The sequence below is a fragment of the Mycobacterium sp. NGS35 genome (assembly GCF_059812855.1).
The window spans coordinates 76,938-95,977 of sequence record NZ_JCALDL010000011.1; the positions used below are offsets into that span (position 1 = coordinate 76,938).

Here is a 19,040-nt window from a genome sequence, read left to right on the forward strand (position 1 = left end):
CGCAGAGATTACGCGAGTTCGAGCATGACCGTCACGGGTCCGTCGTTCACGAGTGCGACGTCCATGTGCGCTCCGAACACGCCGGTTTGAACCGTGGCGCCGAGTTCGCGCAGGGCATCGGCGAACGCGTCGACCAACGGCTCCGCCACGGAGCGCGGTGCCGCAGCGTTCCATGACGGCCGGCGGCCCTTCTCGGTGTTGGCATACAGCGTGAACTGGCTGACCACCAAGATCGGTGCGTTCACGTCTGCCGCGGATCGCTCGTCGTCGAGGATGCGCAACTGCCAGAGCTTTTCGGCCAACCGCTGCGCTGTCTGTTGCGTATCGCTGTGGGTGACACCGACAAGCGCCAGCAGGCCTTGCCCATCCGGGCGGATCTGTCCGACGACCTCGCCGCCGACCGAGACGCTGGCCGACGCGACCCGCTGTACGAGAACGCGCATGGTGGTACTGAATACCAGACCCGTCACCGCGATCGCCTACGCTACGCAGACACCGCTACCTGGAAGGACCTCGATGACGTCTCGGCTGGCCTCGGTTGTCGCTGTTGCGGTGATTGCGTTCGGAGCCGTCGCTTGTGGCGGTTCGAAACCGGGTTCACCGTCGACAACGTCGACGACATCGCCGACGACATCGCCGGCGGCAAGCTCTCAACCGTCGAAGCCGGCGGGTTTGGTCGTCGACCTGACCGTTGCCGACGGCGTCGCGAATCCACGCAACGCCTCGTTCGACGCAAAAGCGGGAGAGCCGATCACGTTCCACGTCACCAGTGACGCCGCCGACGAACTGCATGTGCATTCCGTGCCGGACCACGCGTTCGAGGTGGCTGCGGCACCCAACCAGACGTTCACGTTCACTGTCGACGTGCCCGGCCGGGTGGAAGTCGAGCTGCACCACCTCAACGTCGTCGTCGCCACGATCAACGTCCGCTAGTTCGCGCTGCGCGGGCGGGCTACCCGCGCGGAGCTGTCCTCAGCGCGTGCTCGGCGCTGCACGCCGTGGTGGCGCACGTCAGCGCCGGCGGCGAGGCCCCCGGCGGTTCGCCGTCTGTCATGGTGCGGGCGGACCCCGTTCGGAAGCCGCCCAGGTCAGCCGGTTCACCAATGTGGTTGTGCTGCAATAAGACCAGTCGCCTAGCGGCTTGGGGTGTGGTCGACCTCGCCGTCGGCGCGGTGAAAGCGTCGATGTGTCGGGAATCACATCGACGGCGAAAGCGTTGTCGGGGAAAAGAACTCAGCGATGCGAGGAGGGGGTGACCATGACCGAGGCAACCGAGTACTGCAAGAACTGCGGTCACGCGATAGAGGCGCACGCCGACTCACAGGGCAAGTGCCAAGAGATGTCTCATCACCACCAGTGCATCTGCCGCCACTTCCTGAGCTGGTTCGGCACCACAAAGCGGGCCGAGCCGGCGGCGGCCGCGCAGCGCTGAGCCAGCTCTGAGCGGGGCAGCTGAATCAGTTCAGTGCGGCTGCCACCAGCCCGTCACAGTCCTCGACGGTGACGGTGACCGCCGGATGACGCAGCCGCCCGAACGGATCCAGACACTGAACCGGTGGTCCATGGTCAAACACCCGAACCGGATCAGAAGCTGGCCGAGCGCGGCGGCTCGATACGGCGGGCTGAAGCGGAATTCGAATCGCTGGCCGTCCACCCGTGGCGGGCGACCCGATGCCGCGGTCGGGAAACTGGTTAGGAACGCCCATGGCCGGGTACGCCGTCGCACGAGGTCGGACCGGATTGCGGTCTTGATGTTATCCACCACCGCGAGGAGCCGTCCGATGAGTCTTGTCAACGCGGCGGTGAACGTCGCCAAGGAGCGTGTACAGCCGCTCGTCGCGAAAGCCGTGCCGACATTGAGCCGCCGCCCCGCATCGCAGGCGGTGACGATTGCGCGCCCGGAGCAGACAGTCAAGGACTTCTTTCATGACCCGGCGAGTCTCTCAGCGGTGCTCGGCGATATTGCCGACGTCGAGTCCACCGGCGATCGTCGATTCCGGTGGACCTTCCGCGCCGGGCCGCTGGCCGGCAGCGGGTGGGATTGCCTCCTGGTCGACGACGACGGCCGCATGCGTTTCGTCGACGCGGGCGCGCAAGGCACCGGTAACGAGTTGATCCTCGATTTCAGTGCCGCGCCTCACGACCGAGGCACCGAGGTCACCTTGCGGGTGAAAAGCCCTGCGCCCGGGTTCCTTTCGAGCGCTTTGGCCTTCAAGGCCCTCTACCGCGCGCGGGCGCTGCTGCAGACCGGAGAGATTCCTACGCTCAAGCACAACCCAAGCGCACGCCCGTCGGCGCGATAACAGGACCCAGGGAGGAACGCTGATGCGAGCGCTTTGTTGGAACGGTGTGAACGACCTGTCGGTCGAGACGGTTGACGACCCGACGATCATCAACCCTCACGACGTCATCGTGCGGGTTCGACTGACCACCACGTGCGGTTCGGATCTTCATTTCATCGACGGCTATCTGCCGGGCATGCGTGAGGGCGATGTGTTCGGCCACGAGTTCATGGGTGAGGTGGTGGAAGTCGGGCGGGAAGTGAGCAAGACCCACGTCGGTGACCGCGTGGTGGTGCCGTCGTTCGTCGCCTGCAACCATTGCACGTACTGCGAGCGAGGCCTGTATTCGCTGTGCGACACCAGCAACCCGAATGCCGAACTGCTGCAACCGATCCTGGGCTATCCCTGTGGGGGCGTGTACGGCTATACGCATCCGTTCGGCGGCTACGCCGGCTCGCACGCCGAGTACATCCGGGTGCCGTTCGGGGACGCGAACTGCTTCGCGATTCCCGACTATGTGACCGACGAGCAGGCACTTTTCATGTCCGACGCCGTGCCAACCGGCTACATGGGCGCCGACTTCTGCGACATCAGTGCGGGCGACACCGTCGCGGTGTGGGGAGCAGGCGGCGTCGGGCTCATGGCCGCACGCAGCGCGCTGCTGTCCGGCGCCGATCGGGTGATCGTCATCGACCGGATACCAGAACGACTCACCCTGGCGCAGAGGCTGGGCGCCGAAACCATCGACTACGCCGCGGTCGACAGTGTGCAAGAAGCGCTGCGCGACAGCACCGGCGGCCGTGGGCCCGACGCCTGCATCGACGCTGTCGGCATGGAGGGGCACGGCACCGGCCTTCAGCAGCTTTACGACCGGGCCAAGCAGATGTTGAGAATGGAGACCGACCGGGCCAGCGCGTTGCGGCAGGCAATCCACGCCTGCGGCAAGGGCGGCACCGTCGCCGTCCTCGGCATCTACGGGCTGACCGACAAGTTCCCGATGGGAATCGTCACCAACAAAGGGCTGACGCTGAAATCGGCCCAGCAGCACGGGCAGCGCTACATCGCCCAATTCTTCGACTATGTGCAGCAAGGCGACCTGGATCCGTCGGTGCTGATCACCCATGACATGCCGCTGGACGACGGTGTTCGCGCCTACGACATGTTCAAGAACAAGAAAGACGGCTGCATCCGCGTGGCGCTACGGCCCTAGTGCGTAGCGTGGGCGCAATCATGACCGCGACCCAGACCGATTACCTTGTCGTGGGGGCGGGCGCCATGGGGATGGCGTTCGTCGACACGCTGCTGGCCGAGACCGACGCGACCGTCGTCCTGGTCGACCGAGGTCATCAGCCAGGCGGCCACTGGACCTCGGTCTACCCGTTCGTGCGGCTGCATCAGCCGTCGGCGTATTACGGCGTCAACTCGTGCGCGTTGGGCACCGACCGCATCGACGAAAGCGGCTGGAACGCGGGCTTCTACGAGCTCGCGACCGGCAGCGAGGTGTGCGCCTACTACGAGCGCGTGATGCGTCAGCACCTGCTTCCGACGGGGCGGCTCGCCTACTTCCCGATGGCGGAATACTTGAGAGACAACCGCTTTCGCACACTTGACGGCGCCGAGCATGCGGTGAACGTGAGCCGTCGGCTCGTGATCGCCAACTACCTGGAGACAATCGTGCCGGCGATGAGGGAGGTCCCGTTTCCGGTCGCCGACGGCGTCGACGTGGTACCTCCCAACGAGCTGCCTCGGCTGGCACCCCGGCACGACCACTACACGATCGTCGGTGCCGGCAAGACCGGAATGGACGCGTGCCTGTGGCTGATGCGCAACGGCGTGTCGGCCGACCGGCTGCGCTGGATCATGCCGCGCGATTCCTGGCTGCTCAACCGTGCCAACGTGCAACCCGGGCCTTTGTTCACCGACCAGCTGAAGGCCAGCATCGCGGCGCGCATGCAAGCGATCTCCGCCGCGACATCGATCGAGGACCTGTTCGCGCGGCTCGAAGACGCCCAAGTTCTGCTGCGGTTCGACCCCTCGGTGTGGCCGACCATGTACCACTGCGCCATCGTCTCGCTCGCCGAACTCGAGCAGCTGCGCCGGATCGACGACGTGGTGCGCCTCGGTCACGTGCAACAGGTGCAACATGATGCGCTGGTCCTCGAGCACGGCACCCTGCCGGCGCCGCGGACGCTGTACGTGGACTGCACGACGGGCGGGCTGCCCCGGCCGCCGTCAGTGCCGGTGTTCGACGGCGACCGGATCACCCTGCAGAGTGTTCGCGGCTGTCAGCAGGTGTTCAGTTCGGCGCTGATCGCGCATGTCGAGGCGGCATATCCCGACGACGACTCACGCAACGCGTTGTGCGAGCCCATTCCGCACCCCGACGAGCCGATCGATTGGCTGCGAATCACCATGTCCGACAACGAGAATCAGTTGCGCTGGCTGCAGGACAGCGCGCTGACCGAGTGGCTGGAAACCGCCCGGCTCAACGTCCTGCAGGGGTTGTTCCCCGACCTGCCGGACAAACCGCGTGTTCGGGAAAAAGCCATCGGGCTCATTCGAACGACGTTGCAGGCCAGCAACCGCCGGCTGGCAGAACTGATGCACAGCGCGGCGGCGGCGCGCTGACCTAGACGTCGAAGTAGAGTGCGAACTCGTACGGATGCGGCCTGATCTGCACCGGCTCGATCTCTTCTGTGCGCTTGTAGTTGATCCACGTCTCGATCAGGTCGGGCGTGAAAACGCCGCCCTCCGTGAGGTATTCGTGATCCTCCTCGAGGCGGTCGATCACTGCTGACAATGACGTGGGCGCCTGGGGGATGTTTGCGGCCTCGTCCGGCGGCAGCTCGTAGAGGTCCTTGTCCACCGGAGCGTTGGGCTCGATCTTGTTCTTTATGCCGTCGAGCCCGGCCATCATCATCGCCGAGAACGCCAGGTACGGGTTGCCCGAGCTGTCAGGGCAGCGGAACTCCAGCCGCTTGGCCTTCGGGTTGTTGCCGGTGATCGGAATGCGCACGCACGCCGAGCGGTTGCGTTGGCTGTACACCAGGTTGATCGGCGCCTCGTATCCGGGCACCAGCCGCTTGTATGAGTTGACGGTCGGGTTGGTGAACGCCAGCAGCGACGGCGCGTGGTGCAGGATCCCGCCGATGTAATGGCGGGCGGTGTCCGACAGGCCGGCATAGCCGGACTCGTCGTAGAACAGCGGCTCGCCGTCCTTCCACAGCGACTGGTGGGTGTGCATGCCCGAGCCGTTGTCGCCGAACAGCGGCTTCGGCATGAACGTCACCGTCTTGCCGTGCTGCCACGCGGTGTTCTTGACGATGTACTTGTACAGCTGCATGTCGTCGGCCGCGTGCAGCAGCGTGTTGAACTTGTAGTTGATCTCGGCTTGGCCGCCGCTGCCGACCTCGTGGTGGCTCTTCTCCAGGACGAAGCCAGCGTTGATCAGGTTCGTGGTCATCGCGTCGCGCAGGTCGACGTACTGGTCGTTGGGTGCGACAGGGAAGTAGCCGCCCTTGTGGCGAACTTTGTACCCGCGGTTCGGGCTGCCGTCGGCATTGGTGGGCTCGCCCGTGTTCCACCAGCCCGAGATCGCGTCGACCTCGTAGAACGCGCCGTTGGCGCGGTTCACGTCGAACGACACCGAGTCGAAGATGTAGAACTCGGCCTCGGCGCCGAAGTAAGCAGTGTCGGCGATGCCGGTGCTCTTGAGGTAGTTCTCGGCCTTGCGGGCGACATTGCGCGGGTCACGCGAGTAGGGCTCCAGCGTGAACGGGTCGTGCACGAAGAAGTTCAGGTTCAGCGTCTTGGCGGCGCGGAACGGGTCGATTTTGGCGGTGCCGGGGTCGGGCAGCAGCAGCATGTCGGACTCGTGGATGGACTGGAAGCCGCGGATCGACGAACCGTCGAAGGCCAGTCCCTCTTCGAACACCGTCTGGTCGAACGACGACGCAGGAACGGTGAAGTGCTGGACGATGCCGGGCAGGTCGCAGAATCGGACGTCGACGTATTCGACCTCCTCGTCGGCGATCAGCTTGATCACGTCATCGGGTGTCATATCTGCCACTGTTGGAGGTCTCCTTTGTTTCTCTAACCCGCGGCCGACGCTAGGGAGCCGATGTTGCACGCCAGTCAACCGTATGTTGCGCCGACGTTACGCAATGGAACAGCCGGGCTCTATGGTGGGGCGCATGGCGGTGGATAGCGGCATCGCGGTGGCCTCGTTCGGTCGCCGGCTCGCGGCGCTGGCGGTCGACTGGCTCATCGCCTACGGCTTGGCCGCACTAGCCCTGGCCGTGGGCTTGCTGACGCAGGCCGCGTTGTCAACCGCCGTGCTCGCCGTCTGGTTCGTCATCGGCGTGATCTTCGTGCGGCTCTTCAGCTTCACACCGGGCCAGTTCGCGCTCGCTCTGATGGTGGTGTCCACCGACCACCGACGTCATGTAGGGCTCGGCCGCGCAGTGGTGCGCGGGCTGCTGATCGCGTTGGTGGTGCCGCCGTTGTTCGTCGACTCGAACGGCCGCGGGCTGCAAGACCGGCTTAGTGCCACCGCGGTGGTGCGGCGGTAGCAGCCGCGAGCGAGAACTCAGCGCCGACGGACCGTGCGCTGTACGTTGCGCATCTTCGCCTGGCTGGGCAGCGGACCCTTCGGCATCTGCGCCGCGCCCGCACGGCTGCTTAGTGCGACCAGCCGCGACTCCAGCGAATCCATCTGCTTGGCCGTGATGTTGGCCGGCAGCTTCGTCAGATGGCGCTCCAGCTTGGCCAGCGGCACCTGACCCTCGCCGTTGCCGACGATGACGTCGTAGATCGGAACATCGCCGATCAGCCTGGCCGTTCGCTTCTTCTCTTGCGCCAGAAGCGGTTTCACGCGGGTGGGTGACCCCTCCGCGACCAGAATCACGCCGGGGCGCCCGATCACTCGGTGCACCGCGTCGAAGTGGCCCGTCGCCGCCACCCCGGGCGTAACCCGCCACTTGCCGCGCATGTTCTCCAGAGCCCACGCAGCCGCGCCGGTCTGTCCCTCGGCCTTGCTGTACACCGATTTCTGCGCGCGCCGGCCAAAGATGATGAACGCGACCAGGGCGCCCAGCACCACCCCGAGCGGGATAAGCGTCAACCCGGCGAGGCCGCCGAGGTAGAGGCCGGCCGCCACCGCGACGCCGACGATCAGCACGAACGCGCCGATCATGTAGGGCAGTAGCCGCTTGTCCTCTTTGCGCTGCATCTGGAACGCCTGCCACAGCTGGCCTCGGCGCTCTTTCGCGGCGGCCTTGCGGGCTGCCTTCGCCTCGGCTTTGGCGGCCTTGATGGCGTTGGGATCGCGGGTCTTGGCCATGCAGCCAAGAATACGGGTCGGGCTTACGCCCGGGCGCGGCCCGTGATCGCCTCCCGATACAGCCTCCCGGCCCGGTACGACGAGCGCACCAGCGGCCCGGCCAGCACCCCGGCGAAGCCCAGGCCGGTCGCGAACTCGGCGAGCTCGACGAACTCGTCGGGGTGCACCCAGCGGTGCACCGGGTGGTGGCGCACCGACGGGCGCAGATATTGGGTGATCGTGACGATGTCGCAGCCGGCGTCGCGCAGGTCGGCCAGCGCTGTGCGGACCTCATCCGTGGTCTCACCCAGGCCGAGAATCAAGTTGCTTTTGGTGACGAGCCCGTCGTCACGCGCGGCGGTCAGCACGTCGAGGCTGCGCTGGTAGCGGAACGCGGGCCGGATGCTCTTGAAGATTCGGGGGACCGTTTCGACGTTGTGCGCCAATACTTCCGGACGTGCGTCGAATACCTGCGCCAGCAGCTGCCGTTCGCCGTTGAAGTCCGGGATCAGCAACTCGACGCCGGTGCCGGGGTTCAGTTGCTTGATCTGTCGCACGGTCTCGGCGTAGAGCCAAGCGCCGCCGTCGGGTAGGTCGTCGCGCGCCACCCCGGTGACCGTGGCATAGCGAAGGCTCATCGCAGCCACACTTTCGGCGACCCGCCGCGGCTCGTCGCGGTCCAGCTCGGCAGGCTTACCGGTGTCGATCTGGCAGAAATCGCAGCGGCGGGTGCACTGCTCGCCGCCGATCAGAAACGTCGCCTCGCGGTCTTCCCAGCACTCGTAGATGTTGGGGCAGCCGGCTTCCTCACACACTGTGTGCAAGCCCTCGCGGCGGACCAAGTTCTTCAGCTCGGTGTATTCCGGGCCCATCTTGGCGCGGGTCTTGATCCACGGTGGCTTGCGCTCGATCGGTGTCTGCGCGTTGCGCACCTCGAGGCGCAGCAGCTTCCGCGGGGCGGTCATGGCATCGATGCTAGTGCCGGGCGGCCGTCCAGGACGGTGCACACCGCGTCGGCAACCCGGGACCGTACGTCGTCGACGCCGACGCGGCGCCCGAGTTCCCGACTGATCGAGGTGACACCCGCATCGGTGATTCCGCACGGCACGATCGACGAGAACGCCGCCAGGTCGCAGTCACAATTCAGCGCGAAGCCGTGCATGGTGGTGGCGCGCTGCACCCGCACTCCGATCGCGGCGACCTTGCGGTCCGGAGACCGCAGCCAAACTCCGGACCGGCCGTCGACCCGACCGGCGGCCAAGCCGAGCTCAGTGCACACGCCAATCAACGAATCTTCAAGGCGGCGAACGTATTTCACCACGTCAATGGGGTCGGCCAACCGGATGATCGGATAGCCGACCAGCTGGCCGGGCCCGTGCCAGGTGATCTTGCCCCCGCGGTCGGTGTCGACGACGGGCGTGCCGTCTTGCGGGCGTTCGTGCGGCGCCGTGCGTTTTCCGGCGGTGTATACCGGCGGATGCTCGAGCAGCAACAACACATCCGGTCCGCCGTCGGCCCGGGCGGTGACCAGCTCCCGCTGCAGCTGCCAGGCCTGCTCGTAGCCGAGGGTGCCCGACTGACGCACCTCGATCGGTGCGGCACTGGCCCGGATCGAACGCATGCCTCGACGGTACTAGCGCACAGCGGCACCCGACACCGCGTACGACAGCGCCTCGCCGATCGTGTTGTGGTGGAACGTGAAACCCGCGCGCTCCAACGCCGCCGGGATGGCCCGCTGACCGGCAAGCAGCCCCTCGTCGGCGAACTCGCCTAGCAGCCGCCGCAACACAAACGCTGGCAAGGGCAGCGGAGTAGGGCGGTTCACCGCGCGGCCCAGCGCAGCAGTGAACTCGGCGTTGGTGACGGGCGCGGGCCCGGTGAGGTTCACGGGACCCGACAGCTCGTGCGACATCAGGAACAGCAGCGCCCGCACCTCGTCCTCGAGGCTGATCCACGGCATGTACTGGCGACCGTTGCCCAGCCGGGCGCCCAGGCCCAGCGAGAAGATCGGACGCAGCCGGCCGAGCAGGCCGCCGGTGGGGGAGAGCACCAGCCCGGTTCGCACCAGCACCACTCGGGCCCCGGCCTGCTGTGCGGGCAGGGTGGCAGCCTCCCAGTCCTGGCACAGCTGAGCGAGGAAACCCGTTCCGGCAGGGGCGGTTTCGTCGACCACCCGATCGCCGGTGTTGCCGTAATACCCCACGGCGCTGGCATTGATCAGCACCTTCACGCCAGCCTCGGCGACCGCGGTCGAGATCACCTCGGTGGGCGCGATCCGGCTGTCCCGCAGCTGCTGCTTGTAGGCGCCCGACCACCGCTTGTCACCGACACCCGCGCCGCACAGGTTCACCACTGCGTCGACGCCGTGCAGCGCCGCCGGGTCGAACTCGCCGGCCTGGGGATTCCAGTGCAGCTCGTCGGCGTTGGCCGGGGCGCGGCGCACGATCCGCACGACGCGGTTGTCCGACGCGCGCAGCGCGGTGACCAGTGCCGACCCAATCAGTCCCGACGACCCGGCGATCGCTATCAGTGCATCGGCCACGGTTTCGCGTCCCCGTCAGAGTCCCAGGTCGGCCTCGAACGCTCCCTCTTCCAGCCGGCGTCTGATCGTCGTCAAGAACCGTCCTGCGTCTGCGCCGTCGATCAGCCGGTGGTCGTAGGTGAGCGGCAGGTAGCACACCGAGCGAATGCCGATCGACTCGTTGCCGAGTTCGTCGACAATCACCCGCGGCCGCTTGACGATCGCGCCAGTGCCCAGCATCGCGGCCTGCGGCGGGACCAGGATCGGGGTGTCGAACAAGGCGCCCTGGCTGCCGATGTTGGTGATCGTGAACGTGCCGCCGGACAGCTCGTCAGGCTTCAGGTCGTTGCTGCGGGCACGCGCGGCGATGTCGGCGATCGCGCGGGCCAGGCCGGCCAGCGACAGGTCGCCGGCGTTGTGGATCACCGGTGACAGCAGGCCTTGCTCGGTGTCGACCGCGATGCCCAGATGCTCGGCGTCGTAGTAGGTGATCTCTTTGGTTTCCTCGTTGTAGCTGGCGTTGATGTTCGGGTGAATCTTCAGCGCGTCGATCACCGCTCGCGCGATGAACGGCAGGAACGTCAGGTTGACGCCCTCGCGTTCAGCGAACTCGTTCTTGGCGCGTGCCCGCAGCGCCACGATCTTCGTCATGTCGACTTCGTGGGTCTGCGTGAGTTGCGCTGTGGCTTGCAGAGATTCGCGCGTCTTCTTCGCGGTGATCTGACGGATGCGGCTGGCCTTTTGAGTGGTGCCGCGCAGATGCGCCAACGCCGGCGCAGGCTTTTGCTCGGCCGCCGCGGGCGCCTTGGGCGGTTGCGGCTGGGGCTGCTCTTCGGTGGCCGGCTCCTTCGCCTTCTCGGCGGCGGCCAGCACGTCCTGCTTGCGGATCCGTCCGCCGACCCCGGTGCCTTTGACCTTCGCAAGATCGACGTTGTGCTCGGCAGCGAGCTTGCGCACCAGCGGAGTGACGTACGGCTTGCCGTCACCGTCTGACGACGCCGCGGGTTCCTTCTCAGGTTCAGGTTCTTCCGTGAGCTCGGGTTCGGGTTCGGGTTCCGCTTGCTTCTCCGGCTCCGGTTTCGGCTCGGGTTTCTTCTCTTCGGGTTCAGGCGTTTTGTCTTCTGGCTTCTGGCCGCCGTCGGCGCCGGGCTCGCCGATTTTGGCCAGCTCACCGCCGACTTCCACGGTGTCGTCCTCTTCGGCGGTGATCGACAGCAGCGTTCCCGAAACCGGGGACGGGATTTCGGTGTCGACCTTGTCGGTGGACACCTCGAGTAGCGGCTCGTCAACCTCGACTTTGTCGCCGACCTTCTTCAGCCAGCGGGTGACCGTGCCCTCGGTGACCGATTCGCCGAGTTCGGGCATCTTCACCGAGGTCGTTTCACCGCCCCCCGACGACGCCGCCGGCTTGGTTTCGCGTTCCGGCTTGGTTTCCCCGGACTCCTCCGTCTCCTCGGCGGCCGGCTCGGGCTGCGCGCTCGGTTCCTCGGCCGGCTTCTCCTCTTCGGCACTCTCGGCGGCCTCGTCGTCACCACCCTCGTCGCCGCCGGCTTCGCCGTCCTCGCTGATGACCGCGAGCTCACCGCCCACCTCGACGGTGTCGTCCTCCTGCGCGACGATCTTTTTCAGCACGCCCGACGCCGGGGAGGGAATCTCGGTGTCGACCTTGTCGGTGGACACTTCGAGCAGGGGCTCGTCGCGTTCGACCGTGTCGCCCTCTTGCTTGAGCCAACGGGTCACGGTGCCTTCGGTCACGCTCTCACCGAGTGCTGGCATCTGCACGGAGAAGGCCATATTTGTTGACTCCTCGAGCTCAGTCGGACGCGTCGACCTCTGGCTTACCACATCATCTTTGCCCACAACGCCCACTGCTGAACCCCTCGGGGTCCTCCGACAACGTGGCACTATCGAAGACGACGTGACAGGGGAGCCGTTTCGTTGGGATTGTTCGACAGATTTCGCAACGCGGGTCGCCGCGGCTCCGGCACAGACGCCGCGGATCATCGCTACCTGCTCGACTGGGCGCGCGCCCGCACCGGGGTGGAGGCGTACGTCGAACCACAAACCAGCGTCACCGATGTGACCGTGGTTCTAGTGGCGGCCGACGGGGAATGGACACGGCGACGGGTCGGGGGTGCGGCGGCCGCCCGCCGGCTGGGCGAGCAGTTGAGCATCCCCGTCTACGACGTGCAGCGGGTGGGCTATCCACAGCGGATGCGTGACTACGACGCCCGCCGCCGCGCCGCCCGCCGGCGCGCCTACGATGCCGACACATGACTTTCGTCCGCAGCGGTGACGTGGACATCGCCGTCTACGAGCAAGGCAATTCCGACGGCCCGACCGTGGTGCTGGCGCACGGCTGGCCTGACTCGCACGTGCTGTGGGACGCGGTGGTGCCGCTGCTGACCGACCGCTTCCGCGTGGTCACGTACGACAACCGCGGAGTGGGCCGCTCCTCGTCGCCCCGCAAGATCGCCGACTACACGATGGCCCGCTACGCCGACGACTTCGCCGCCGTGCTCGACGCCGTGAGCCCGAACCGCCCGGTGCACGTGCTGGGCCATGACTGGGGCTCGATCGCGGTGTGGGAGTACCTGTACCGCGACGAGGCACCCAGCCGCGTGGCGTCTTTCACGTCGGTGTCCGGACCGAGTCTCGACCACCTCGCGGCTTACGTGTTGGGAAACCTTCGGCGGCCCTGGCGGATTCGGCGCTTCCTGTGGGCGCTGGACCAAGCCGTGCGGATCTCCTATCCGATCCCGTTCTCCGTCGGCGCCCTGATTCCCGCGGTCGTGCGACTCATCTGTACCGAGCGCAATTTCAGCCGGCTGATCAGCGTGACCGAAGGCACGCCGCGCTCGCGGATGCACCACGCTGACACATTCGTGCGCGACGCCGCGAATTCGATAAAGGTGTATCCCGCGAACTTCTACCACGCGATCGCCAACGTGCGGTACGACCATTACGTCGACGTGCCCGTCCAGCTGATCGTCAACGCGCGAGATCAGTTCGTGCGCAAGCATTCTTACGACGACGAGTCACGCTGGGTGTCGCGGTTGTGGCGCCGCGACGTCAAAGCCGGTCACTGGTCGCCGTTCTCGCATCCGCAGGTGCTCGCCGCGTCGGTCGGTGAGCTGGTCGACGTCGTGGAGGGGCGGCCGCCGTCGCGGGCGATGCGACGTGCCGAAGTCGGCCGGGCGAGGAAGGAGTTCGGCGACACACTCGTGTCGGTCACCGGCGCAGGCAGCGGGATCGGCCGAGCCACGGCACTCGAATTCGCCCGGCTGGGAGCCGAATTGGTGATCAGCGACATCGACGAAGCCACTGTGCGGGAGACCGCGGCGCAGATCGCTGCGCACGGCGGGGTCGCGCACGCTTATACGGTGGATGTGTCCGACGCTGCTGCCGTCGAAGCGTTCGCCGACGAGGTGTGCGCCGACCACGGGCTGCCCGACATCGTGGTGAACAACGCCGGTGTGGGTCAGGCCGGCCGATTCCTGGACACTCCGGCCGAGCAATGGGATCGCGTGCTCGACATCAATCTCGGCGGCGTGGTGAACTGCTGCCGCGCTTTCGCGCGCCGGTTGGTGGAGCGGGGCACTGGCGGGCACATCGTGAACATCGCATCGGCGGCTGCGTTCGCTCCGCTGCAGTCGCTCAACGCTTATTGCACCAGCAAGGCGGCGGTGTACATGTTCTCCGACTGCCTACGCGCCGAACTCGACGCCGCCGGAGTGGGTCTGACCACCGTGTGCCCCGGGCCGGTGCAGACCAACATCGTCGGAACCGCGCGGTTCGACGCGCCGCCCGGCAAGGATGCCATTGTCTCCGGCCGGCGCAAACAGTGGGAAAAGTTCTTCGCCGCAAGGCATTACGGTCCCGAGAAGGCGGCGAAGGCGATCGTCTCGGCGGTGCGGAAGAACAAGCCGATCCGTCCAGTGACACCAGAGGCCTACCTGTTGTACGGCGCCTCCCGCGTTGCGCCGCAAGCGCTTCGCAGCACGGCGCGCGGTCAGGTCATCTGAGCCGCTGAGCCGCTGAGCCGCTGAGCCGCTGAGCCGCGAAGGTTAGCCGTTGGCGGCGATGTCCTCGAGGACTGCGAACATTGTGCGCGTCGGCACACCAGTGCCGCCCTTGCCGGTGTAACCCCACGGTGCGCCCGTGTTGTACGCCGGCCCCGCGATGTCCAGATGCGCCCACTGCACGCCGTCGGCGACGAACTCGCGCAAAAACGTTCCCGCGACCAGCATTCCGGCGTAGCGCGATCCGCTGACGTTGGCCAGGTCGGCGACCGTGGACTTGAGGTCATCCTTGAGTTCTTCGGGCAGCGGCATCGGCCAGCCGTTCTCGCCGACCTGCTGACTGAGTTCGGCCACCCGGTCGCGGAACTGGTCGCTGCCCATCACGCCTGGGGTACGCGCACCGAGCGCGACGGTCTGCGCACCGGTCAGTGTGGACGTCTCGATGAGATAGTCGGGGTTGTCCTCGCAGGCACGCACGATCGCGTCGGCCAGGATCAGCCGCCCCTCGGCGTCGGTGTTGAGCACCTCCACCGTGGTGCCGCCGTACTGGGTCAGCACGTCGCCGGGCCGCTGCGCGGTGCCCGACGGCATGTTCTCGGCCATCGGCACCGTGGCGATGACGTCGATCGGCAACCGTTGGCGGGCTGCGAGCACCGTGGTGGCGATCACCGCAGCGGCGCCGCCCATGTCGGAGGTCATGTGGTGCATGTTCTGTGCGGGCTTGATCGAGATGCCCCCCGTGTCGAACGTGATGCCTTTGCCGATCAGTGCGACGGTCTTGCCGCCGCGGCGTTTTGCGCCGCGGTACGTGAGCCGGACCAGCCGCGGCGGGCGCGACGAGCCCTTGCCCACGCCGATGATTCCGCCGTAGCCCTTGCGGGCGAGCACCTTCTCGTCGAGCACCTCGACCGCCAACCCGGCATCTGTCGCCAAAGCCTCTGCACGAGAAGCGAATTCGGCCGGAAACAGATGACTGGGCGGGGTGTTGACGAAGTCGCGGGCGGTGGCGACCGCCCCCGCGATCGCGGTGGCGCGCTCGGCTTCGGCCTTGGTCGACGCCTTGGTATCCGGTGTCAGCACCGTGATCTTGCGCAGCCCCGGCTCCTTGGGCGCCGTTTTGGCGCTGCGGAACTCGTTGAACTTGTAGGCACCCAAGATCAGCCCTTCGACGGCGGCACCCAGATCCAGCGCCGACAGCGTCGTGATCACGGTCTGCGCCTTGTCCAGCGATCGGGCGGCGACTCCGGCGGCGCGGCGCACCTGGTCGGCCGGCCAGTCGTCTTTACGCTGCCCCAGGCCGACGGTGAGCACGCTGGCCACCGGCAGTGCAGGCACCACGACGCGGTGGAGCTGCCCTTCGCCGCCAGTGGCACCGAGCGCTGCCAGCGCATCTTCGATTGCGCGGACCGCGTCGGCGTCCACATACGGAGGCGTGGCCAGCACCGTCGCACGCTCGTCAACGCCGGCGACCGGCACGAGCAGAACGGAGCCGGGCACACCCCGCTTGGGCAACGACGAACTGACAGCGACCGAGGGCGGTTGGTACCCGAATTGTGTGCTCACAGGAACCCACCCTAAATGCCTCACCGAGTGCTAGTGTCCGCTCACGGACCTGGGAGCGACGATGTCTGCCACAGAATTCGAGTGGACCAACCCTGCGGCGATGGCCATCCCGAAGGAGGGCTATTTCGAACTCGAGCGTGGTCGGTACGGCCCGGTCTTTCCGCGCACTCCGGCATGCTACGGCTTTTCGATCATCGCCAAGGTCAAGGAAGGGTGCGAGGACGCTATACGGGCTCACGGCAAGAAGATCGAGGAGGCCGTCAAGACGACCCCCGATGTGCTGGCGCCCCTGAAGCTGCACTATCTGAAGTGGCTGCTGTTCGATGTGGGCTCGGGTTTGCACTTCCAATACCAAGGCATCTTCGACACCGACTTCGACAAGTACACCGAGGATGCGGTGCAGTTGTTCAGCCAGACCGGCATCACGACCGTCTTCACCAACCTCGAGGGCTTCCCGGCAGATTGGAAGCAGAACCCTGCGGCGTTCGTCCAATTCGTCCGGGAGCATCACTTCCCCAGCTTCCTGGAGTACGGCGAGTACCCGTTCGTCACCGCTGACGAAATCAAGAAGGCGTTGCGGCTCAAGGCTGCGTTCTCCGACATGCTCGACCAGATGCAATGACCTGACGGCCGCCGATGATCGAGCTCGACGACATCCAGCACATCCTGCTGACCCGCACCCCTTCGATGACGGGCCGCTACGAATTCCTGTCGTTCGACGGTCCAGCCGGCGGTCGAGCGTGGCTGTCGGAACTAGTGGACGTCGTGGAATCTGCGGCGTCCGTGCCGCAGACGATGGACAACACCAAACGCTGGGTCACACTCGGCTTCACGTGGAATGGGCTGCGGGCGCTGGGTGTGCCGGATGAGTCGCTGGCCACCTTCCCGGAGGCCTTCCGCGAAGGTATGGCTGCCCGCGCTGACATCCTGGGCGACACCGGCCGGAACCATCCGAACAACTGGGTGGGCGGCCTGGCGGGCGCCGACCTGCACGCGATCGCGATCTTGTTCGCGCGTGACGACGCCGAACACGCACGGGCAACGGAAGCACATGACGACCTGGTAAGCCGGTGCGACGGCGTGCGCCGGATTTCGTATCTCGACTTGAATGCGACGCCGCCGTTCAACTATGCGCACGACCACTTCGGCTTTCGGGACCGGCTTTCGCAGCCGGTGATCGAGGGCTCCGGCCAAGATCCGACACCCGGTTCGGGTGCACCGGTCAAGCCGGGAGAATTCTTGCTCGGATATCCCGACGAGGTCGGACCTGCCACCAACCAACCACAACCAAACGTGCTGTCGCGCAACGGGACATACGCGGCATACCGGCGACTGCAGGAACATGTTGGGCTCTTTCGCGACTATCTGCGGCACAATGCGGACACCGCTGACGAGCAGGAACTGCTGGCCGCCAAGTTCATGGGTAGGTGGCGCAGCGGTGCCCCGCTGGTGCTGGCACCCGAAAAGGACGATCCGTACCTCGGCGCGGATCCTATGCGCAACAACGACTTCAACTACAAGGAGATGGACCCGTTCGGCTATGCCTGCCCGCTCGGAGCGCATGCGAGGCGGCTCAATCCACGCGACACCGCGCACAACGTGAACCGGCGCAGGATGATTCGCCGAGGGGCCACCTACGGTCCCGCGCTGGCAGACGGTGCGCCGGACGACGGGGTGGACCGCGGCATCGCCGCATTCATCATCTGCGCCGACCTCGTCCGCCAGTTCGAGTTCGCGCAGAATGTGTGGATCAACGACCGCACCTTCCACGAACTCGGCAACGAGCACGATCCGATCTGCGGAACGCAAGACGGGACAATGGAATTCAAGATCCCCACGCGTCCGATCCGCAAGGTCCTGAGAGGACTTCCGGCGTTCACCACATTGACCGGTGGCGCGTATTTCTTCTTGCCGGGTATCAACGCCATGCGCTATCTCGCAACACTTGGCTGATCGAAGGATGACCATGGCCACACTTGCCGCGCCGAGAACCTACAACCAGAGCCACATTCGGCGTCCGCACACCGATGGCCGGCGGATCAGCATCTACTGGACGTGGAGTTACCCGTGGGAAGCCCAACGCGATCCGGGCCAGATGTACAACCGGTTCTCCACCATGACCGAGGTCCGAAACGTGTTGTGGCCCAATTACGAAACCGAAGAATACGCGGCCGCGCACTTCCTGCAGGGCATCGCCGGAACTCTCGAGCTCTTTCACCGCTCGACGCTCGCGTTTCAGCAACTCGCGGGCGAAGCCACCGGTCATGCGGTTGCGGTGTTCCAGCGCATCGACCAAGCGGGCTACCAGTTGCCGATCGACGAACGCATTCTTGCCGACACCGACACCTTGATGGTGTTCGGGCTCGACCACATCCTCAGTGAACAAGAAGCCGCAGCAGACGAAATCGAGGCCATCCGAGCGTGGCTGACGCGAGAAGGCACCTGCCTGCTGCTGGCTCCACACCACGACGTCGGCTTCACCGATGACTTTTCACAACGCCAAGTCGAGTACCAGCATCACGGCGACCCGCTGGTGCCGCGGCAGCAGCGGTTCGGCCAGTACACGCGCTCGTTGATGAAAGCGCTCGACGTACCGGTCCACAACAAATGGGGACTGCGTCCGGCCGTCGTCGACGGGACCAACGAGATCGCACCGCTGACCGGGTTCCGCGACCTCGACGGGCCGAAGTTGCTGGAGAACGTGTCCACCCTCAACTTCCATCCGCATCTACCGCACTACGAGCTCACGGCCCCCGAAAGTGACTTCGTTCGCGTGCTGGGCCGCCAGCGAATCGATTGCCTGCGCCCCCATCCATACACGAGGGCAGGGAACACGGAATTCAATGCACTTATCTGGATGCCGCCTCGCGGCAACCGCGCCGGAGACATCGTGCTCGTCGACTCGACTAATTTCACCACGCTCTTCGGCGGCACCGACAGCCTTCAGAACCTGTGGCACAACCTCGCGACGATGAAGTGAGTGCATGCCGGCGCGGCGGCATAGGCGCTTTCTAGCCGGGCCGGCCCGGCCGATTGCCGGGTCTGCCGGGCAGCCCGAAGTCGGGTAATCCCGGGTTCGGTGGTCCCGGATCCACGATGATTGACAAATCGCCGGTGTCGCAGAGCCAGTCGTCCTCGCAGGGATACGGCCAGTACGGTCCGCTCGACGATGGCGCCGGGGCGTCGGCGCTGCGGACGTCGCCCTGGCTGCAGATGGTGGCGCCGCCGCTGCTGACGCATTCCGCCGCAGCGGACGGTGAACTGGCCAATCCAACGGTAGTAGCGGCGAGTGTCAGCACGCTCGATACGACATAGGTGAATGGCGTGGGCAT

At 66.1% G+C, this 19,040-nt stretch carries 20 protein-coding genes; 11 read left to right on the forward strand and 9 right to left on the reverse strand.

Annotation, left to right across the window (positions count from 1 at the left end; all coding sequences use genetic code 11):
• Positions 1-8: 8 nt before the first annotated feature.
• On the reverse strand, positions 9-443 hold the full coding sequence (gene dtd / locus AC5Y4C_RS17210; protein ID WP_499911555.1) for a D-aminoacyl-tRNA deacylase: 435 nt from the start codon (positions 441-443) through the stop codon (positions 9-11).
• Between the two features lie 73 nt (positions 444-516).
• Here dtd and AC5Y4C_RS17215 point away from each other — a divergent pair, with 73 nt between their 5' ends.
• The 5 genes from AC5Y4C_RS17215 (at position 517) to AC5Y4C_RS17235 (ending at position 4,910) form a co-directional block, all read left to right on the forward strand.
• A complete protein-coding gene (locus AC5Y4C_RS17215) occupies positions 517-933 on the forward strand; it encodes a cupredoxin domain-containing protein (protein WP_499963910.1) in 417 nt (138 codons plus the stop codon).
• Positions 934-1,258: 325 nt separating this feature from the next.
• Complete coding sequence (locus AC5Y4C_RS17220) at positions 1,259-1,432, forward strand: hypothetical protein (protein WP_499914660.1); 174 nt, start codon at positions 1,259-1,261, stop codon at positions 1,430-1,432.
• Positions 1,433-1,517: 85 nt separating this feature from the next.
• Positions 1,518-2,303: a hypothetical protein gene (locus AC5Y4C_RS17225; protein WP_499963912.1), complete on the forward strand. Its 786-nt coding sequence runs from the start codon at positions 1,518-1,520 to the stop codon at positions 2,301-2,303.
• A gap of 22 nt (positions 2,304-2,325) precedes the next feature.
• Positions 2,326-3,492 (forward strand): zinc-dependent alcohol dehydrogenase, encoded by a 1,167-nt coding sequence (locus tag AC5Y4C_RS17230; RefSeq protein ID WP_499911565.1) that lies wholly within the window; start codon positions 2,326-2,328, stop codon positions 3,490-3,492.
• A 20-nt stretch (positions 3,493-3,512) separates the two neighbouring features.
• Complete coding sequence (locus AC5Y4C_RS17235; RefSeq protein ID WP_499963914.1) at positions 3,513-4,910, forward strand: NAD(P)-binding protein; 1,398 nt, start codon at positions 3,513-3,515, stop codon at positions 4,908-4,910.
• Between the two features lies 1 nt (position 4,911).
• Here AC5Y4C_RS17235 and glnA read toward each other — a convergent pair whose 3' ends face one another.
• Positions 4,912-6,351 carry a type I glutamate--ammonia ligase gene (glnA, locus tag AC5Y4C_RS17240; RefSeq protein WP_499911568.1) on the reverse strand — a complete coding sequence of 480 codons (1,440 nt, stop codon included), beginning with the start codon at positions 6,349-6,351 and terminating at the stop codon, positions 4,912-4,914.
• A 94-nt stretch (positions 6,352-6,445) separates the two neighbouring features.
• On the opposite strand from glnA, the gene AC5Y4C_RS17245 reads away from it, so the two are divergent.
• Complete coding sequence (locus AC5Y4C_RS17245) at positions 6,446-6,853, forward strand: RDD family protein (RefSeq protein ID WP_499911569.1); 408 nt, start codon at positions 6,446-6,448, stop codon at positions 6,851-6,853.
• Between the two features lie 17 nt (positions 6,854-6,870).
• Here AC5Y4C_RS17245 and AC5Y4C_RS17250 read toward each other — a convergent pair whose 3' ends face one another.
• The 5 genes from AC5Y4C_RS17250 to sucB are packed head-to-tail and all read right to left on the reverse strand — an operon-like array spanning position 6,871 to position 11,917.
• Entirely contained in the window at positions 6,871-7,623 is a 753-nt protein-coding gene (locus AC5Y4C_RS17250) for a DUF4191 domain-containing protein (protein ID WP_499911571.1), read from the reverse strand.
• 23 nt (positions 7,624-7,646) lie between these two features.
• Positions 7,647-8,576 (reverse strand): lipoyl synthase, encoded by a 930-nt coding sequence (gene lipA, locus AC5Y4C_RS17255; RefSeq protein ID WP_499911719.1) that lies wholly within the window; start codon positions 8,574-8,576, stop codon positions 7,647-7,649.
• Positions 8,564-9,223, reverse strand: a complete 660-nt coding sequence (lipB, locus tag AC5Y4C_RS17260; protein ID WP_499963916.1) for a lipoyl(octanoyl) transferase LipB — start codon at positions 9,221-9,223, stop codon at positions 8,564-8,566. The genes lipA and lipB overlap by 13 nt, the downstream gene beginning before the upstream one ends.
• A gap of 12 nt (positions 9,224-9,235) precedes the next feature.
• The gene (locus AC5Y4C_RS17265; protein WP_499911575.1) at positions 9,236-10,144 is read right to left on the reverse strand and encodes a TIGR01777 family oxidoreductase; all 909 of its coding nucleotides are present in this window, start codon (positions 10,142-10,144) and stop codon (positions 9,236-9,238) included.
• Positions 10,145-10,159: 15 nt separating this feature from the next.
• The gene (gene sucB, locus AC5Y4C_RS17270) at positions 10,160-11,917 is read right to left on the reverse strand and encodes a 2-oxoglutarate dehydrogenase, E2 component, dihydrolipoamide succinyltransferase (RefSeq protein WP_499911577.1); all 1,758 of its coding nucleotides are present in this window, start codon (positions 11,915-11,917) and stop codon (positions 10,160-10,162) included.
• Between the two features lie 144 nt (positions 11,918-12,061).
• On the opposite strand from sucB, the gene AC5Y4C_RS17275 reads away from it, so the two are divergent.
• Both AC5Y4C_RS17275 and AC5Y4C_RS17280 read left to right on the forward strand, forming a co-directional pair.
• A complete protein-coding gene (locus AC5Y4C_RS17275; protein ID WP_499963917.1) occupies positions 12,062-12,400 on the forward strand; it encodes an oxidoreductase in 339 nt (112 codons plus the stop codon).
• Positions 12,397-14,148 carry an SDR family oxidoreductase gene (locus tag AC5Y4C_RS17280; protein ID WP_499963919.1) on the forward strand — a complete coding sequence of 584 codons (1,752 nt, stop codon included), beginning with the start codon at positions 12,397-12,399 and terminating at the stop codon, positions 14,146-14,148. Before AC5Y4C_RS17275 ends, AC5Y4C_RS17280 begins: the two co-directional genes overlap by 4 nt.
• Before the next feature lie 42 nt (positions 14,149-14,190).
• Here the strand turns inward: AC5Y4C_RS17280 and AC5Y4C_RS17285 are convergent, their stop codons facing one another.
• Complete coding sequence (locus AC5Y4C_RS17285) at positions 14,191-15,708, reverse strand: leucyl aminopeptidase (RefSeq protein ID WP_499963921.1); 1,518 nt, start codon at positions 15,706-15,708, stop codon at positions 14,191-14,193.
• Between the two features lie 61 nt (positions 15,709-15,769).
• Here AC5Y4C_RS17285 and AC5Y4C_RS17290 point away from each other — a divergent pair, with 61 nt between their 5' ends.
• From AC5Y4C_RS17290 to AC5Y4C_RS17300, 3 genes are read left to right on the forward strand one after another with little or no spacing between them, the layout of a single operon-like run.
• Entirely contained in the window at positions 15,770-16,330 is a 561-nt protein-coding gene (locus AC5Y4C_RS17290) for a hypothetical protein (RefSeq protein WP_499911584.1), read from the forward strand.
• A 14-nt stretch (positions 16,331-16,344) separates the two neighbouring features.
• Positions 16,345-17,661 carry a Dyp-type peroxidase gene (locus AC5Y4C_RS17295; RefSeq protein ID WP_499963923.1) on the forward strand — a complete coding sequence of 439 codons (1,317 nt, stop codon included), beginning with the start codon at positions 16,345-16,347 and terminating at the stop codon, positions 17,659-17,661.
• A gap of 13 nt (positions 17,662-17,674) precedes the next feature.
• Positions 17,675-18,688 carry a hypothetical protein gene (locus tag AC5Y4C_RS17300; protein ID WP_499911590.1) on the forward strand — a complete coding sequence of 338 codons (1,014 nt, stop codon included), beginning with the start codon at positions 17,675-17,677 and terminating at the stop codon, positions 18,686-18,688.
• A gap of 31 nt (positions 18,689-18,719) precedes the next feature.
• On the opposite strand, the gene AC5Y4C_RS17305 is transcribed toward AC5Y4C_RS17300, so the two are convergent.
• Positions 18,720-19,040, reverse strand: coding sequence for a hypothetical protein (locus tag AC5Y4C_RS17305; protein ID WP_499914681.1), 321 nt, complete (start codon positions 19,038-19,040; stop codon positions 18,720-18,722).

Excerpts from the sequence above, each read along its gene's own strand:
- lipB (WP_499963916.1), bottom strand. The coding sequence starts at position 9,223 with ATGCGTTCGATCCGGGCCAGTGCCGCACCGATCGAGGTGCGTCAGTCG.
- dtd (WP_499911555.1), bottom strand. The coding sequence starts at position 443 with ATGCGCGTTCTCGTACAGCGGGTCGCGTCGGCCAGCGTCTCGGTCGGC.
- AC5Y4C_RS17235 (WP_499963914.1), top strand. The coding sequence starts at position 3,513 with ATGACCGCGACCCAGACCGATTACCTTGTCGTGGGGGCGGGCGCCATG.
- AC5Y4C_RS17230 (WP_499911565.1), top strand. The coding sequence starts at position 2,326 with ATGCGAGCGCTTTGTTGGAACGGTGTGAACGACCTGTCGGTCGAGACG.
- AC5Y4C_RS17290 (WP_499911584.1), top strand. The coding sequence starts at position 15,770 with ATGTCTGCCACAGAATTCGAGTGGACCAACCCTGCGGCGATGGCCATC.
- AC5Y4C_RS17245 (WP_499911569.1), top strand. The coding sequence starts at position 6,446 with ATGGAACAGCCGGGCTCTATGGTGGGGCGCATGGCGGTGGATAGCGGC.
- sucB (WP_499911577.1), bottom strand. The coding sequence starts at position 11,917 with ATGGCCTTCTCCGTGCAGATGCCAGCACTCGGTGAGAGCGTGACCGAA.
- AC5Y4C_RS17250 (WP_499911571.1), bottom strand. The coding sequence starts at position 7,623 with ATGGCCAAGACCCGCGATCCCAACGCCATCAAGGCCGCCAAAGCCGAG.
- AC5Y4C_RS17295 (WP_499963923.1), top strand. The coding sequence starts at position 16,345 with ATGATCGAGCTCGACGACATCCAGCACATCCTGCTGACCCGCACCCCT.
- AC5Y4C_RS17220 (WP_499914660.1), top strand. The coding sequence starts at position 1,259 with ATGACCGAGGCAACCGAGTACTGCAAGAACTGCGGTCACGCGATAGAG.
- AC5Y4C_RS17225 (WP_499963912.1), top strand. The coding sequence starts at position 1,518 with ATGACGCAGCCGCCCGAACGGATCCAGACACTGAACCGGTGGTCCATG.
- AC5Y4C_RS17305 (WP_499914681.1), bottom strand. The coding sequence starts at position 19,040 with ATGCCCACGCCATTCACCTATGTCGTATCGAGCGTGCTGACACTCGCC.
- AC5Y4C_RS17280 (WP_499963919.1), top strand. The coding sequence starts at position 12,397 with ATGACTTTCGTCCGCAGCGGTGACGTGGACATCGCCGTCTACGAGCAA.
- AC5Y4C_RS17300 (WP_499911590.1), top strand. The coding sequence starts at position 17,675 with ATGGCCACACTTGCCGCGCCGAGAACCTACAACCAGAGCCACATTCGG.
- AC5Y4C_RS17215 (WP_499963910.1), top strand. The coding sequence starts at position 517 with ATGACGTCTCGGCTGGCCTCGGTTGTCGCTGTTGCGGTGATTGCGTTC.